Raw genomic sequence first — 14,601 nt, forward strand, 5'->3', positions numbered from 1 at the left:
AGGACAACCTCGCCTACGACCCGGACAAACACGGCGCCCTCCAACGACTGATCGCCCACCAACAACCGGCGGCTTGACACAGGGCAACTCATGCCCGCACCTCGACTCGTCGGGGTGCCGTCCGCAGCAGGTACACGAGGTCGGGGCGCGCCTTTGCCACGGCCGTCACGGTGACGGCGATGATGAGGCCCTCGCCGATGCCGATCAGCACGTGCGCCCCGAGCATGTAGGCCGCCACCGCGCCCAGCGAAGTCGAGTCTCCGGATGTCGCATGACCGCCGATCGCGTACTCGAGCACGAAGCCCGTCGACGCCGCCACCGTTCCGCACAGGGCCGCGGTGAACGCGAGCCCGCCGAGGCCGCGAAAACGCAGTCGCTCGGGCCGCACGACGAGCGGACGCAGGGTCACCGCGACGCCGTAGCCGACCACCACCCCGATGATCGCCATGTTGGTGATGTTCGCTCCCAGCGCTGTCAGCCCACCGTCGGCGAACAGCAGGGCCTGCACGATCAGCACGATCGAGACGCAGAGCATGCCGGTGTAGGGGCCGACGAGGATGGCGGCCAGCGCGCCACCGAGGAGGTGCCCGCTCACCCCGGGAAGGATCGGGAAGTTGACCATCTGGACCGCGAAGATGAAGGCCGCCACGAGACCGGCCATCGGGGCGGTGCGTTCGTCGAGTTCCGAGCGCGCGCGCCATACGGCGATCGACAGTCCCACCACCGCGACGACGACGAACAGCAGTGAGGTCGGCGCATTGATCAGGCCGTCGCTCATGTGCATTGCCACGGGTTCCACGGCGTCTCCTCCGGCCGGCAGCTGATCCTTCGAAGTCTAGTTTCTCGTATGAACACTTGAACAGGTGTTCATGGGTACTGGAAAGCGTGCGGTGTCTCCGCGGATCCCGGGTCAGTGCCAGGTGTGGTCGACGAGCGCCGTGCGGGGCCCGAACTTGGGTTTGACCGCCTGTCCGCTCACCTCCAGCAGTCGCACGGCGCGATGGCGGTGTGGCTGGAGCGGGGCCAGATACTCCACCATCTCGGCGTCGTCGAGGGGCTTGCCGAGCAGCGACCACCCCACCATCGCGGCCAGGTGATAGTCGCCGACCGACAGGGCGTCGGGGTCGCCGAGCGCACGCTGCGATACCTCGGCCGCCGTCCAGATCCCGACGCCGGGGACGGACATCAGCCGTCGATTCGCCTCCTCGCGGGGGAGGTCGACGATCTTCTCGAGCCGGTCGGCGACCTGCGCGCAGCGGACGATCGTGCGGGACCGGTTGGGGTCGACATTGGCCCGGTGGAATTCCCAGGACGGAACTCGCCGCCACACGTCCGCGGTCGGGGGCAGCCGCATCCCGTCCGGGGCGGGACCGGGCGCGGGATCGCCGAACTTCCACACGAGACGCCGCCACGCCGCGAACGCGGCGAGGCCGTGCACACGCTGCTCGAGGATCGCGGGAACGAGGGCCTCCATCACCCGGTCGGTGCGGCCGAGGCGCAGGTGCGGGAATCGGCGGTGGGCCTCGACGAGGATCGGATGGTCGGGAGCGAAGTCCACGCAGTCGTCGTGGTCGCCGACGAGGCGGCCCAGTCCGGCGGAAAGCTCGTGGGCACCCGCACCCCACGCCTGACAGCGCACCGAGTGGCGGTCGATCTGGGTGAGGCGATACGTGACCGGGCCCGACCTCTGCACCGACGTCCGCCAGATCGAGCCGTCGGCCGTCCGGCGGTGGCAGGGGTCGCCCTTACCGCGTTGCAGCGGCTGCAACGACATGGCGACGTCCAGGGGACGCCGCGCGGTCACGGTGGTCTCGACCACCTCCAGCGAAACCGTCATCGAATGCAGCGTATCCACTCCGAAGGCGACCGCTACCGGCGGCTGTCGGAGCGCGCACGTAAAGTCCCAGCCATGATCATCGTGAGCACCGACGGATCCTGCCTCCGCAACCCCGGTGGGGCGATCGGCTGGGCATGGGTCAATCACGAGGGTCCCAGCCAATCGGGTGGCGAACCCTCCGGGACAAATCAGATCGCTGAGCTGCGGGCCCTGCTCGAAGCGATCACCGCGCATCCCGGGGCCGATCCGCTGCTGATCGAGTCCGATTCCCAGTACGCCATCAAGTGCGCGTCGGAGTGGCTGCCCGGTTGGAAGCGCAAGGGCTGGAAGACGGCGGGTGGCGCTCCCGTCAAGAACCTCGCGCTGGTGCAGTCCATCGACCGGGCCATCAGCGAACGCCCCGGGCCCGTGCGTTTCCGCTGGGTTCGTGGCCACGTCGGCAACCACTACAACGAGATGGCCGACGTCCTCGCCGGCGAAGCGGCTCGTGCCGTCGCCTCCGGTGCGCTCGCGCCGGCGCCGGTCTCTGCCCCTGCCCCCGCGCCTGCACCGGCAGCAGTCGCGCCGTCCACCCCCGAGGCCGAGGACGCGTTCACGCTGTTCTGAGCGGCCCCTGTTCTGATCAGCCGGGGTTCTGCGTCCGGCACTGCGTCGAGGAGAAGACTGTTGTCCGAGGATCTGCGGGTGCAGGAGTTCTGGCGTGCGCTGGGGCTGCCCGGCATCATCGACGTCCACACCCACTTCATGCCCGCAAACGTGATGGAGAAGGTGTGGGGATACTTCGACGCAGTCGGTCCCCTCACCGGACGTGAGTGGCCCATCCACTACCGGCACGAAGAGGATGTCCGCGTCGAACACCTCCGCGGGTTCGGTGTCAGGCGGTTCACGTCGATGATCTATCCGCACAAGCCGGAGATGGCCGCGTGGCTGAACCAGTGGTCGGTCGAGTTCGCCGAACAGACCCCCGACTGTCTGCGGACGTCCACGTTCTACCCGGAGGAGTCCGCGGCCACGTATGTCGCGGAGGCGGTCGAGTCGGGCACGCGCGTCTTCAAGTCCCACATTCAGGTGGGCGATTACTCGCCGAACGATCCGCTCCTCGACCCCGTGTGGGGTGTGCTGCAGGAGTCCGGTGTCCCGGTGGTCATCCATTGTGGGTCGGGGCCGGCGCCCGGCACCTACACGGGCCCCGGCCCGATCGCCGAGTTGCTGTCGCGATACCCGAGGCTGCACCTGATCATCGCCCACATGGGTCTGCCGGAATACCGGGAATTCCTGGACTTGGCCGATCAGTACAGCAACGTGTATCTCGACACCACGATGACGTTCACGGACTACACCGAAGCGGCCACACCGTTTCCGCGCGACCAGGTGCACCGGTTGTCGGATCTGCAGGAACGCATCGTGTTCGGCAGCGACTTCCCCAACATCCCGTATCCCTACCTCGACGCACTCGAGGGACTCACCCGATTCGACCTGGGCGAGCCGTGGCTGCGAGCGGTGTGCCACGACAACGCGGCGCGGCTCTTCGCGATCGACTGACGACCGGGTACGGTGTCGCGTCGATCCGGTTCCGTGTCACCGTCATTCGCCCGCCGACCAGTCGGCGCCGCTCTCGCCCGGACGCAGGGTGCCGAACGTCCACTCGAAGCCCTCCAGGTCGAGGACCCGGCAGCGGTAATTACCCCATTCGGTGCTCGAGGGCTCCCAGACCGAGGTCGCGCCGGCCTCGACGGCTGCGGCGTAGACCTCGTCGACCTCGCTGTCGGTGCTGACGCTGAGATACGTGCCGTGCCCGACGGTCTCGCCCCGGAGCACCGGCCGGGCGGTTCTCTGTAGCGGTCATGGGGCGACGATACGAACTATCGAGGTCAGCCACGGTCCGCAATGTCCGTAGCCCCGGAATGTCGGTCGGCGCAGACCCCGCTGACCGAGCTACCTTGCGCTAGAAAGGATTCCACCAGTTGATGAACGCGATGTACAGATTGGTCGGGAAGAAGAACTCCCAGTCCAACCCCATGTGCGGCAGGTCGGGCAGTATGCCGATCATGATCCCGTCCCGTTGTTCGTCAGGGCGGCCAACAGGTGCAGCAGGTTGGCAATCGGTGGTGGGAGAATATCGATGTCCACCCAGTTCATGAGACGTCTCCTCGGTTCGTCCCGACCTGCCTGGCGTATCGACCGCGGCGTGATTTGCGTTACCTCAGTCGTGCCGCACGGACAGTGGGCGGTAGAGGTCCTTGCAGCCAGGCGAGTGTCACGATCTCTTGAGGCTTCGTCGCCTACGGTTTCCCGCTCACGCGTTATGGGCGTTGCATGAGCTCCTCGACGAGCCAACCGTTCCGATTCCCAGACGGATTCGCACCGTTCGCACTATCTCATTGAGCAGCATGGGGATCGGGTCGAATGTTACGACGAGCACGATCGCGTCTTTCGGACCGAGGGTGGCTCGCATCCAGTCGTCGACGGAGTCTTGATGTGATGTGGGCCGTTCGGCCCAAAGCCCGTTCTTCGTGTGTTCGTAGGCATTCTTGATGATCAGAGTGGCCGGGTCGAGTCGATCGAGCTGGCCAAGATATCCCGCTGTGTCCGTCGCGATGCGCAGGACACGGTGTGGGATCACGGAGGAGGTGGGCGAGGGAAAGGCCTTACCGGGTCCACCCGCGCCCGCCGACCACGCGCCGTAAACGAGCGGATTGGCGGTCCGCATGACCGCGTACAGCCTCCGCGGCGCCGATTCCACGATGGCGCTCCGCAACAGTTCCCGCCAGATTGCGCTCGAGAGCCCGGACCCCTGGTAGTCCGGGTGTACTCCCGCCGAGTTGGCATAGAGGCAATCCCGGCCACCGAACTGTCGTTGATTGGACGCGACCCAGGCCGCGGGGGTTCCATTCGAGTCGAGCACGACGACCAGTCCATGTAGGTCGTCGAGCTTCGCATCGGAGAGCCAGTCGTTCCAGAACTCCGGGGTGGTTCCGGTGTAGGTTTCGACCGCTACCGGGACGAAGTTTCTGCGAAGGAATTCCCGGCCGCCCGGCGACAGACGCTGAGCCACGTTCGTCCAGAGTAGGCCCGTAAAGCCGGGCCGAACCGCGAATCTCTTTGCCCCGGAAGCCAACTCCGGAGGGCACCGCGGGGTGATGGAATCGGTAGTGGCCATAGATGATCCTTCTCTCGCGCTGGGCATGAGTCGACAGTGAACGGTCACAGGTCGATGGTGAGTTGGGCGGAGTTCGCGCGGTCGGTGCAGATGAGCATTGTGTCTGGTTCATCGAGGAACGCCGATCGTCCGCGGCGGTCGACGTCACCGGAGACGACCCGCACTCGGCATGTGCCGCAGAATCCTTGCCGGCACGAGTACGGCACATCGGGCATCGCATCTCGCACGGCGGCGAGGGCCGATGTGTCCGCGGAGACGTGGACAGATTCTGCGGTGCGCGCCAGACGAATCTCGAACGGCTGACCACCGACGACCGGTTCGGGGCTGAACCTCTCGAAATGCAGTCCGGCCGCACCAGTGTGGTCGAACTCGGTCCGAATATCGGCAAGGAGCCCGGGCGGTCCGCAGAAATAGACCGACGTGCGCGGACCGGCCTGTGCCAGCAGCTCGGCAGCCGTGCGGCGTGGACCGGTAAGGATCCGGACCCGATCGGAGTCGAGTTCGCCGATCTCGTCGAGAAATGCCATGGTCGCGGTGTCACGGCCGAGATAGGTCAGGTGCCAATCGACACCCGATGCCGCCGCCGCGCGCATCATCGGCAGAATCGCGGTGATACCAATGCCTGCGGCGACGAACACCACACGGGAGATGTCGGCTCGGGCCAGGTGCGGGTATGCGAAGGGGAAGGCGTTACGGGGACCACCCGCGGTGACCTGGGCGCTGATGGGGAGCCGGTCGTGGATCTCGATCGATGCGCCGCCACCGTCGGGGATGCGACGGATCGCGATCCGGTAGCTTCGCCGATCGATGTGATCGCCGCACAGCGAGTACTGACGGACCTTCCCCGAGGGCAGTGTCAGGTCGATATGTGCGCCCGGATGCCACTGCGGAAGTGCCGACCCGTCCGCGGATTCCAGACGCAGGCTGAGCACCCCGTCGGCCTCGAGGCGCGTGTCAGCCACGACGAGGCGCAGCACCCGATCGACCGGAGTGGGTTCGATGATCCGCACTCGGCTGGACACGGCGGCGTAACCACGGACCACGAACCGTAGGCCGGACATCAGCCGGTCGGGTTTGTTCGGTCGGCGCAGCGACGGGGGGACCGGTGGGGGACGGAATTGGGTCATGAGCGGACTCCAGATCGGGCGAGGTGCTGATCAGGCTGCGGCACGGGCCGCAGGTGAGGAGGCGAGGTAGGCGACTGCCTGGCTGGTCGAGCCGTACCGGGACGGGTGGTAGCCGGGTCGGAAGTACTCGACGAACATCCGTGCCAGGCTCCAAGGGCTCGGAAACAGACCCTTCCGCCAGGCCCGCCGAACATCACGAAACCGGATACGCCGGTCGCCCTCGTCGAGGTCGGGATCAACGGACATCAGGAATCGGAGGCCCCGGCCCAACAGGATCGCAAATGTCGGCGCGGCGATCAGCCACGTACGTGCCCTGCGCAGGTAGCCGCCGTCGAGGTGGGTGAAGAGGTCGAACGCGACATGGCGATGTTCGACCTCCTCGGCCAGGTGCCAGCGGAGCAGGTCGAGCACCCGCGGGTCGAGGGCATCGTCCCAGGCATGGGCGTTGAGTCCCCAGTCCCCGAGGTAGGAGGTGAAGTGTTCGAGGGCGGCGACGATGGCAACCCGTTCGAGGAGCCAGGAATGGGCTTTGCGCCCGGTAAGGTCACGGTCGCTGAGGAGGCGGCGGAACATCCACCGGATCTGCGCTACGTACGAATCTGTGTGCAGTCCTTGGGTATTCAGATGATCGAGCAGCGACTGGTGCGACGACGAGTGAGTGGCTTCCTGGCCGATGAACCCGATCACGTCCGCACGGACGGCGTCGTCCTTGATCAGCGGCAGTGCCTGCTGGAAGACGTCGACGAAGAACACCTCGCCTTCGGGCAGGAGCATGTTCATCCCGTTCACGACGTGCGTGGCGACGGGGTCGGCGTCGAGGTAGTGCATCGGCAGCCCGGTCCAGTCCCAGGACACGTTTCGGGCGGCGATGGCGACCTTGTCGGAGTCGGTGTGTGCGGTCATCGTGGTTCTCCGTTCGAGTTGGTGGTCTCCGGTTCGTGCTCGCCGACGAAGGACCGCACGAGATCGGCGATCGCAGTCGGGTTGAACAGGGGTATCCAGTGCCCGCCGTCGACTGAATGAACTCGTGAATCAACTGCCCAGCGACCGATGTCGACTTGGCTCGCCGGGGTGATGAAGATGTCCCGCCGTGGAGCCAGAACCTGAACGGGCACATCGGTAGTGCGCTCTTGCGGGCGTAACAGGCGCGGCAGCAAGTTTGCGGTGTAAATCCTCAGCGCGCCGCGATTGTCGTGGGCGCGGTGTGCCGAGACATCAGCGGGACGGACTCCGGTTTCGAAGTGCGAGGCCAGAGCAATCGTGCTGTCGACCAAGCCCAGCCGGCACGCCAGCGGTGCGACCCAGGGGATCTGGAAGAACCCCATGTACAGCGGCGACTTCCACTGCCCCAAAAGGTCTTTCCAGCCCCGGGGGCCCGCTGCAAGCCGGGACCGAATCCAGTAGGGCACGTGATCGAGACACGGCCCGGAGATCGAGGTCAGCGACGCGATGCGATGGCGCTGCGCCGGATCGGTGGCGGCATGCCAGGCCTGCACCGAGCCCCAATCGTGCCCGGCAAGATGCACCGGCCGCCCCGGCGAGACCGCGTCGACGACCCGGCCGATGTCGTCTGCCAGCTGGTCGAGGCGATAGTCGCTGATTCGTCTCGGGCGCCCGGACGCTCCCGAACCCCGCACGTCGAATGTCACCACGCGCAACGTCGACGCGAGTTCGCCCGCCACCCCGTCCCAGACCCGGTGATCATCGGGAAACCCGTGCACGCACAACACCGTCGGCGCGTCCGGGTTCCCCCGCTCGTGTACCGCCAGCTGCACCCCGTCCGAGGCGTCGACGAACCGGGTCGTCAGGACGCCCTCGCCGTCACCCGCGGGTGTTCCTCTCGACAGCCGAGGTTTCGTAGGGTGCACGGCGCGATGAGACGACCGATTCAATGGTGTCATGCGAAGCCCTTCATGGATGTGGCGGCGGTGGACCCGGGTGAGCATCGGTCCGTGTGGTCAGCGGCCGGTGAAGACGGCGTCGCGTCGGTCGATCAACGATTGGATGCCTTCGGCACCGTCGGCGGAACCGAACAGGCGGGCGACGTCGGGTCCGAGTTGGGAGATAGCGGCGTCGTCGCCGAGCCGGCGGGCGCGGTGCGCGCTGGCGAGGACGGCGCCTACTCCGAGAGGCGCGGCCTTGCCGGCGATGGTGTGCGCGATCTGGCGTGCCCGGTCGACGGGGTTGTCGGCGATCTCTTGGATGAGGCCGATGCGGTGGGCTTCGGCGGCGTCGAATTCGTCGCCGGTGAGCATCCAGCGCATGGCGTTGCCCCAGCCGGTTTCGCGGGGGAAGCGCAGGGTGGCGCCGCCGAACGGGTAGATGCCACGGCGGACCTCGAGTTGACTGAACCGGGTACCGGCCGCAGCGACACGAATGTCAGCGGCGAGCAGTAGTTCGATGCCCAGGGTCATGACCCAGCCGTGGGCTGCAGCGACGATCGGTGTCGTCCAGTCGCCGTCCAGTCGCCAGGGGTCGCGTCCATCGGCGGGGTACGGAGTTTCACCGGCCGCGATGGCAGGGGCGACGTCGACGAGGTCGAGCCCGCCGGTGAAGTGCTCACCGTGGGCGAACAGGACGCCGCAGCGCAGTTCGGGGTCGGATTCGAGCAGGGCATACGCACGGGACAGATCGCCGAGCATGGCGCGGTTGAACGCGTTGCGTTTGTTGGGCCGGTCCAATCCGATCAGCAGGACGTGTCCGTCGCGTTCGAGCGTGATCGTGTCGGGTTGCGCGGTGTCGGTCATCGGGATCCTTGTCGTTCGTCGGCGAGGTTGCGATTGAACGTGATTCGGACAGAAATCGGTGCGCTCTGCAACGCGCGGAAGGTAGCGGCAGTCAACGCGGCGAAAGCGGGATGGGACGCGAAGGTGCGTGTGCGGGCTTCGATATCGTCGCCGGGCTCCAATCGCGCGGTACCGGTGCGCCAGCGGGCGCCGTGCCGGATCCACACATTCGGGTCGGCGGTGATGTTTGCCGCCCATCCGGATCGCGTGCCGTGTTGCGAGATCAACCAGGCACCGGTGTCGTCAAAGGCTGCGGCGACCGGGACACGACGGAATTGGCCGGTCTTGCGTCCGATCGTTTCGAGTTCGGTGGCGAGCGTGGTGCCGATCCCGATGCGATTGAGCGCACGCACGGTGGGGTTGGCGACGTAGCGTCCCACCAGGCGCTCGACACGGAACTTGCGGCGGGCCCGCTCCTCGGGGGGTGGCGTCATCGTGTCTTCCTCTCGAAGTTTCCGGGAGTCAGCCGTGTTTTTTGCGGGAGACGCGCATGGTGATGCACGTGCGTACTGCGACGGTGCCGTCGGTCGTGAGTACCTCCACCGGGACTTCCAGGTCGACCGGATCGTCACCGAATGCGGGAACCGCATCTATCACCGCGACGGCGCGCATGTCGGTGACCGCTTTCGCCAGATATTCGACGGTCATGCCCACAGGGATCCATCGGTGCGTCGCCGGAACAGTGACGTCAGTCATCATGCCCGCCGCCAGTTCGGCCATGTTGCACGAAGCGATGGCATGGAATGTTCCGAGATGGTTGCGTGAGCCGCGTCGATTCGGGGCCCGCACTTCGCAGCGCGCCGGCTCGAGGATTGCGATTTCGGGATGAATCGTCCCGAAGTAGGGGGCCTTGAAGCAGACACCCGCGGTGAAGAGCTGCTTGCCCAGAGGCAGCTGCCGCATCGTGTTCCATAGTCTGAGATTCGCGCTCGTCGTCGAACCAGTCGAATGTCCTTGTACCGTTGGGTTATTCATTGATACAACCTGTTCTCTCTGTTCGCTTTGCCGAGTCGGGCATGTCTTGGCCGGACCTGTGGGAGATCCGCGAGTTCGGAGCAGTCGGGCCATCCAGAATTCATCCGGCCCAGTTCATGACTGCCTACGGATTGCATGACGCCTCACGACACGGCGCCGGGTGGGCGAGTGCACCGTCGGAAAGTAGGTGTGAATCCTAGTTACGTGTTTCAGGTAACCATAGTAGAATGATCGTGCTACTGCAAGGATTGTTCGCTCAACGCAAGGATGGATGCCCATGACGCCGAGTCCACGCGAACGCCTCATCGCCGGCACGATCGCGCTCGTGCGGGAGCGCGGCGTCGCCGGCACCGGAATCACCGATCTGCTGGCGCGTAGCGACACGGCGCGGCGGTCCATCTATCAGAACTTCCCCCGCGGGAAGGCGGAACTCATCGAGGAATCCACCCGGGTGGCCGGCCAGCTGATGAGTTCGATCATCGCCGAGTTCACCGCGTCCGACAGTCCCACCGACAGCCTCGTTGCCTTCATCCACATGTGGAAAGACACGCTGGAGGCCAGCGACTTCACCGCCGGATGCCCGATCGTCGCTGCGGCCCTCGGCGGCCCCGAGGCGCCGTTGGCGCCCGCCGTTGCTGCCCAGGTATTCGACAACTGGGCGAATCTGCTCGCCGAGCAACTCGAGCGCGCGGGGGTTGGTGAGTCTGCCGCCAGGTCGCTTGCTACCACCGCAGTGTGCGCGATCGAGGGCGCCGCCATCCTCGCCATCTCGTCGCGGTCGGTGCGCCCGCTCGACCAGGTCGGCGTACACCTCGCCGAGATCGTGTCCCTTCATCTGGGCGACAGTCGCCCGTAGCGGCGGTCCGGGCTCCACTTCGCTGTACGCACGTGGAGATCATCGGGAACAACAGTTCGAGTGGACTTGCAACGAATCCGGAATTTGCTGGTAATCGGCATCTTTGACATATCGCGCCCCGTGCCGTGTGTGCCCTCGGCAGGATTCGAACCTGCGACCTACCCTTTAGGAGAGGGTTGCTCTATCCCCTGAGCTACGAAGGCGCGGTGCACGCGCGGGGCGCACACCGAGGTGAGTGTAGCGGGAATGGTGGTGCGCTCGCGATGGGGAGGGCATGGTTGTCGCAGATGTTCTGGAAGTGACGACGGAACGGGAGACGCACATGTCCGAGATCGACTTGACCGACCTCGCTGCGCGGCACGACGGTTCGCTGAACTTGCACGGTTATCTGGCGAGGCCGTCCGGTGAGGGTCCGTGGCCGGGTGTGGTGATGGTGCACGAAGCGTTCGGCTTGGACGATGTAATGCGTCGGCAGGCCGACAGGCTGGCGACGGCAGGGTTTCTGACTCTGGCGCCGGATTTGTTCAGTGCGGGCGGTGCGCGACGCTGTCTGGTGTCGACGATCCGGGCGATGCTCTCGGGGAAGGGGCGGGCGTACGGCGACATCGAGGCGGCCCGTCAGTGGTTGTCCGGTTCGTCGGACTGCACGGGGAAGCTCGGTGTCATCGGGTTCTGCATGGGCGGCGGGTTCGCGCTGATGGCCCTGCGCACGGGGTTCGACGCGGCGGCCCCGAACTACGGGGTCCTGCCGCGCGACCTCGAGGCGGCGGTGGCGGGTGCGTGCCCGGTGGTCGCCAGTTACGGCGGGAAGGACTTCGCTCTGCGGAACGCGGCGGCCAAGTTGGAGGCGGCGCTGACGAAGGCCGGCGTGGCTCACGATGTGAAGGAGTACCCCACCGCGGGTCACGCGTTCTTGAACGACGAACTGGCCGGACCGAAGGTGCTGCGCCCCCTGGTGAAGGTCACGGGGATGGTGCCCGACCCGGAAGCCGCCGCCGACGCGTGGAAGCGGATCGACGGTTTCTTCGGGGAGCACCTGCGTTGATCAATTGATGTACTGGCGGGCGCTCGAGGTGGCGCGTCGGTAGTCGAGTCCGCATGCCCGGACGACCTGCCCGAGACTGAGGTAGCCCTCGATGCTGGTGGCTTTCGCGAATTTGCCGTCGGCCCGCACCGTGACCGTGACGCTGGACGCGACCGAATCGACCCGGGCGAGCTCGTACTCGTCGACGCCGTCGGCGGCCTGAGCCACGCAGGTGACTGCGCCCTGGGCGTACGCGATCTCGATCAGGTCCTCGATCATGTGCAGGCTCCTCGCCTCGAAGTAACGAACTGAGGTTAGCCTTAGCTACTCGGCTCCTGTCAAGTTCCGCGACGCGGAATACCGTCCTCGACCGCCGTCCGCGAGCGGTCCCGGCGTAACGTGACCCACGCTTTCGGACGGTGACAGCAAGGACTGAGAAGGGTTGCAGGTGTTCCATGGCTGACCGCACTTCCTCGACGGGCTCGATCGGATCGGAACCGGGTGATGGCTCAGGGGCGGGACCGGCCGGCGAGCCGCATCTCTCCAGGCAGCTCGCCAACCGGCACATCCAGCTGATCGCGATCGGCGGAGCAATCGGCACGGGCCTCTTCATGGGGTCCGGGAAGACGATCTCGCTGGCCGGACCGTCGGTGATCTTCGTCTACATGATCATCGGTTTCATGCTGTTCTTCGTGATGCGGGCGATGGGTGAGCTGCTGCTCTCCAACCTGCATTACAAGTCGTTCTCCGACTTCACCGCCGACCTGCTCGGCCCCTGGGCCGGGTTCTTCACAGGGTGGACGTACTGGTTCTGCTGGATCGTCACCGGCATCGCCGACATCATCGCGATCTCCGGTTACGTGCAGTACTGGTGGCCCGACCTCCAGTTGTGGATCCCGGCGGTAGTCGCCATCGCGGCGCTGCTGCTGCTGAACCTGCCGACCGTGCGGGCGTTCGGTGAGACCGAGTTCTGGTTCGCGCTGATCAAGATCATCGCCATCGTCAGCCTCATCGTCGTCGGACTCGTGATGGTGTTCGCCCACTTCACGTCGCCCAACGGGTCGGAGGCCGGCTTCGACAACCTGTGGAACGACGGCGGCATGTTCCCGACCGGGGCGATGGGCTTCGTGGCCGGATTCCAGATCGCGGTCTTCGCGTTCGTCGGTATCGAGCTCGTCGGCACCACGGCGGCCGAGGCGAAGGACCCGGAGAAGAACCTGCCCAAGGCCATCAACTCCATCCCGATCCGCATCCTGTTGTTCTACGTGGTCTCGCTGATCGTGATCATCTCGGTCACGCCGTGGCGTGAGGTCGTTCCCGGCGAGAGCCCGTTCACGGCGATGTTCACCCTCGCCGGTCTGGGGATCGCGGCGGGAGTCATCCAGTTCGTGGTGCTGACGTCGGCGGCGTCCTCGGCGAACTCGGGAATCTATTCGACGTCCCGGATGGTCTACGGCCTCGCGCAGGAGGGTGACGCACCGGCCGGGCTCGGCAGGCTCTCCTCCCGCAAGGTCCCGGCCAACGCGCTGATGTTCTCGTGCGCCTTCCTGCTGTCGGCGATCGCGCTGCTGTTCTCCGGTGACTCCGTCATCGAGGCCTTCACGACTGTGACGACAATCTCATCGGTGCTGTTCATGTTCGTGTGGACGATGATCCTGGCCAGCTACATCGTGTATCGGAAGCGTCGGCCCGAATTGCACGAGGCGTCGAAGTTCAAGATGCCCGGTGGTGTGGTGATGTGCTGGGTCGTCCTGGCGTTCTTCGTGTTCCTCATCTGGGCGTTGACCCAGGAGGCCGACACCCTCGAGGCTCTCCTCGTCACACCGGTATGGTTCGTCGTGCTCGGGATCGCATGGGCGGTGATTCGCCGGCGCGCCCCGCACCGCGCTCGGTACGCCGCGTTCAAGGCCGAGCTCGAGGAGCGCCGAACATAAACGTTCGGTAACGGTGGCGCGGACCTATATCGTTTTGTTACATTCTTCGCCAGACAGAGGAGCCCACCCCGGATGGGGAGAGCTGCAATCCGACGACTGACGAGGTATTTACTGTGGGTTCCCACCACCGGGCGAACGGGTCTTCCATTCGCTTCGAGATCGATCCGGACGCGGCGCGCGGACGCCATCGCAACCAGCAGGCCGGAGCGGGCGTGGGCATCAAGGCCGCGACTATTGCGGCCGCCACCGGAGCCATCGTGGTCGGTGCAGCCCAGCTGGGCGCCGGGAACGCTGCTGCCGCCCCCGTCGACTCCCACGAGACGAGCGGCGCTCAGACCCTGCCGGGTCTGCCGTTCGAGATCCCGGCCGGTGTCCTTCCCGCCGGCTTCGAACTGCCCGCAGACCTCGGTGCCGCCGCCCAGAACCTCGGCGGCCCGGACCTCGGCGCTCAGGCGCAGCAGTGGCTGTCGTCCGTCAACCCGGTCAAGCCCCACGCGGTTCAGCCGGTGTCGGGCAAGCTGACCTCGAACTTCGGTTCCCGCTGGGGAGCACACCACGGCGGCATCGACATCGCGGCGCCCATCGGCACCTCGGTGCTCGCGGCGGCCGACGGCCAGGTCATCGACGCCGGCGCGGCGTCCGGTTTCGGACTGTGGGTCCGTCTGCTGCACGACGACGGCACCGTCACCGTCTACGGACACGTCAACGACTACACCGTGAGCGTGGGGCAGCGCGTCACCGCCGGGCAGGAAATCGCCCACGTCGGTAACCGCGGCGAGTCCACCGGACCGCACCTGCACTTCGAGGTACACGACGCGAGCGGAAACAAGATCGATCCGGGACGCTGGCTGCAGGACCGCGGCGTGGCCGTCACCTGGGGCAACGCAGGCGCCAACGCGTAA

General features: G+C 66.2%; 17 protein-coding genes and 1 tRNA gene. 6 read left to right on the forward strand and 12 right to left on the reverse strand.

What is annotated here, in order from left to right; translation table 11 throughout:
• Nucleotides 1-88 precede the first annotated feature (88 nt).
• On the reverse strand, nt 89-784 hold the full coding sequence (locus tag ACFVJ3_RS08985) for an energy-coupling factor ABC transporter permease (protein WP_378451920.1): 696 nt from the start codon (nt 782-784) through the stop codon (nt 89-91).
• 126 nt (nt 785-910) lie between these two features.
• Complete coding sequence (locus tag ACFVJ3_RS08990) at nt 911-1,837, reverse strand: DNA-3-methyladenine glycosylase family protein (protein WP_378451739.1); 927 nt, start codon at nt 1,835-1,837, stop codon at nt 911-913.
• Between the two features lie 72 nt (nt 1,838-1,909).
• Here ACFVJ3_RS08990 and ACFVJ3_RS08995 point away from each other — a divergent pair, with 72 nt between their 5' ends.
• Both ACFVJ3_RS08995 and ACFVJ3_RS09000 read left to right on the forward strand, forming a co-directional pair.
• A complete protein-coding gene (locus ACFVJ3_RS08995; RefSeq protein WP_378451740.1) occupies nt 1,910-2,443 on the forward strand; it encodes a ribonuclease H in 534 nt (177 codons plus the stop codon).
• 60 nt (nt 2,444-2,503) lie between these two features.
• On the forward strand, nt 2,504-3,379 hold the full coding sequence (locus tag ACFVJ3_RS09000; protein ID WP_378451741.1) for an amidohydrolase family protein: 876 nt from the start codon (nt 2,504-2,506) through the stop codon (nt 3,377-3,379).
• Nucleotides 3,380-3,421: 42 nt separating this feature from the next.
• On the opposite strand, the gene ACFVJ3_RS09005 is transcribed toward ACFVJ3_RS09000, so the two are convergent.
• From ACFVJ3_RS09005 to ACFVJ3_RS09040, 8 genes are all read right to left on the reverse strand, one after another.
• Nucleotides 3,422-3,655, reverse strand: a complete 234-nt coding sequence (locus tag ACFVJ3_RS09005) for a hypothetical protein (protein ID WP_378451742.1) — start codon at nt 3,653-3,655, stop codon at nt 3,422-3,424.
• A gap of 478 nt (nt 3,656-4,133) precedes the next feature.
• Nucleotides 4,134-4,892: a GNAT family N-acetyltransferase gene (locus ACFVJ3_RS09010; protein ID WP_378451743.1), complete on the reverse strand. Its 759-nt coding sequence runs from the start codon at nt 4,890-4,892 to the stop codon at nt 4,134-4,136.
• Nucleotides 4,893-5,041: 149 nt separating this feature from the next.
• On the reverse strand, nt 5,042-6,124 hold the full coding sequence (locus ACFVJ3_RS09015; RefSeq protein ID WP_378451744.1) for a PDR/VanB family oxidoreductase: 1,083 nt from the start codon (nt 6,122-6,124) through the stop codon (nt 5,042-5,044).
• Nucleotides 6,125-6,154: 30 nt separating this feature from the next.
• A complete protein-coding gene (locus tag ACFVJ3_RS09020) occupies nt 6,155-7,027 on the reverse strand; it encodes a metal-dependent hydrolase (protein ID WP_378451745.1) in 873 nt (290 codons plus the stop codon).
• Nucleotides 7,024-7,992 carry an alpha/beta fold hydrolase gene (locus tag ACFVJ3_RS09025; protein WP_378451746.1) on the reverse strand — a complete coding sequence of 323 codons (969 nt, stop codon included), beginning with the start codon at nt 7,990-7,992 and terminating at the stop codon, nt 7,024-7,026. Before ACFVJ3_RS09025 ends, ACFVJ3_RS09020 begins: the two co-directional genes overlap by 4 nt.
• Before the next feature lie 90 nt (nt 7,993-8,082).
• Nucleotides 8,083-8,871, reverse strand: a complete 789-nt coding sequence (locus ACFVJ3_RS09030; protein WP_378451747.1) for a crotonase/enoyl-CoA hydratase family protein — start codon at nt 8,869-8,871, stop codon at nt 8,083-8,085.
• On the reverse strand, nt 8,868-9,344 hold the full coding sequence (locus tag ACFVJ3_RS09035) for a nitroreductase family deazaflavin-dependent oxidoreductase (protein WP_378451748.1): 477 nt from the start codon (nt 9,342-9,344) through the stop codon (nt 8,868-8,870). The genes ACFVJ3_RS09030 and ACFVJ3_RS09035 overlap by 4 nt, the downstream gene beginning before the upstream one ends.
• A gap of 28 nt (nt 9,345-9,372) precedes the next feature.
• The gene (locus tag ACFVJ3_RS09040) at nt 9,373-9,813 is read right to left on the reverse strand and encodes a hotdog fold domain-containing protein (RefSeq protein WP_378451749.1); all 441 of its coding nucleotides are present in this window, start codon (nt 9,811-9,813) and stop codon (nt 9,373-9,375) included.
• Between the two features lie 349 nt (nt 9,814-10,162).
• Here ACFVJ3_RS09040 and ACFVJ3_RS09045 point away from each other — a divergent pair, with 349 nt between their 5' ends.
• Entirely contained in the window at nt 10,163-10,741 is a 579-nt protein-coding gene (locus ACFVJ3_RS09045) for a TetR/AcrR family transcriptional regulator (RefSeq protein WP_378451750.1), read from the forward strand.
• Nucleotides 10,742-10,871: 130 nt separating this feature from the next.
• Here the strand turns inward: ACFVJ3_RS09045 and ACFVJ3_RS09050 are convergent.
• Nucleotides 10,872-10,944, reverse strand: a tRNA-Arg gene (locus ACFVJ3_RS09050).
• A 71-nt stretch (nt 10,945-11,015) separates the two neighbouring features.
• Between ACFVJ3_RS09050 and ACFVJ3_RS09055 the strand changes: the two genes are divergently transcribed.
• Complete coding sequence (locus ACFVJ3_RS09055) at nt 11,016-11,786, forward strand: dienelactone hydrolase family protein (RefSeq protein ID WP_378451751.1); 771 nt, start codon at nt 11,016-11,018, stop codon at nt 11,784-11,786.
• Here the strand turns inward: ACFVJ3_RS09055 and ACFVJ3_RS09060 are convergent, their stop codons facing one another.
• Nucleotides 11,787-12,044, reverse strand: a complete 258-nt coding sequence (locus ACFVJ3_RS09060; protein WP_378451752.1) for a hypothetical protein — start codon at nt 12,042-12,044, stop codon at nt 11,787-11,789. It abuts the gene before it with no gap.
• 176 nt (nt 12,045-12,220) lie between these two features.
• On the opposite strand from ACFVJ3_RS09060, the gene cycA reads away from it, so the two are divergent.
• Entirely contained in the window at nt 12,221-13,699 is a 1,479-nt protein-coding gene (cycA, locus tag ACFVJ3_RS09065) for a D-serine/D-alanine/glycine transporter (protein WP_378451753.1), read from the forward strand.
• A 113-nt stretch (nt 13,700-13,812) separates the two neighbouring features.
• Nucleotides 13,813-14,601 carry a M23 family metallopeptidase gene (locus tag ACFVJ3_RS09070; RefSeq protein ID WP_378451754.1) on the forward strand — a complete coding sequence of 263 codons (789 nt, stop codon included), beginning with the start codon at nt 13,813-13,815 and terminating at the stop codon, nt 14,599-14,601.

Source organism: Rhodococcus sp. NPDC127593, assembly GCF_042671975.1.
Classification (GTDB): Bacteria; Actinomycetota; Actinomycetes; order Mycobacteriales; family Mycobacteriaceae; genus Rhodococcus_F.

Bases quoted from the DNA above. Each gene is read 5' to 3' on its own strand.
- ACFVJ3_RS08985 (WP_378451920.1), bottom strand. From the start codon at position 784: ATGCACATGAGCGACGGCCTGATCAATGCGCCGACCTCACTGCTGTTC.
- ACFVJ3_RS08990 (WP_378451739.1), bottom strand. From the start codon at position 1,837: ATGACGGTTTCGCTGGAGGTGGTCGAGACCACCGTGACCGCGCGGCGT.
- ACFVJ3_RS08995 (WP_378451740.1), top strand. From the start codon at position 1,910: ATGATCATCGTGAGCACCGACGGATCCTGCCTCCGCAACCCCGGTGGG.
- ACFVJ3_RS09015 (WP_378451744.1), bottom strand. From the start codon at position 6,124: ATGACCCAATTCCGTCCCCCACCGGTCCCCCCGTCGCTGCGCCGACCG.
- ACFVJ3_RS09020 (WP_378451745.1), bottom strand. From the start codon at position 7,027: ATGACCGCACACACCGACTCCGACAAGGTCGCCATCGCCGCCCGAAAC.
- ACFVJ3_RS09030 (WP_378451747.1), bottom strand. From the start codon at position 8,871: ATGACCGACACCGCGCAACCCGACACGATCACGCTCGAACGCGACGGA.
- ACFVJ3_RS09035 (WP_378451748.1), bottom strand. From the start codon at position 9,344: ATGACGCCACCCCCCGAGGAGCGGGCCCGCCGCAAGTTCCGTGTCGAG.
- ACFVJ3_RS09040 (WP_378451749.1), bottom strand. From the start codon at position 9,813: ATGCGGCAGCTGCCTCTGGGCAAGCAGCTCTTCACCGCGGGTGTCTGC.
- ACFVJ3_RS09045 (WP_378451750.1), top strand. From the start codon at position 10,163: ATGACGCCGAGTCCACGCGAACGCCTCATCGCCGGCACGATCGCGCTC.
- ACFVJ3_RS09055 (WP_378451751.1), top strand. From the start codon at position 11,016: ATGGTTGTCGCAGATGTTCTGGAAGTGACGACGGAACGGGAGACGCAC.
- ACFVJ3_RS09060 (WP_378451752.1), bottom strand. From the start codon at position 12,044: ATGATCGAGGACCTGATCGAGATCGCGTACGCCCAGGGCGCAGTCACC.
- cycA (WP_378451753.1), top strand. From the start codon at position 12,221: ATGGCTGACCGCACTTCCTCGACGGGCTCGATCGGATCGGAACCGGGT.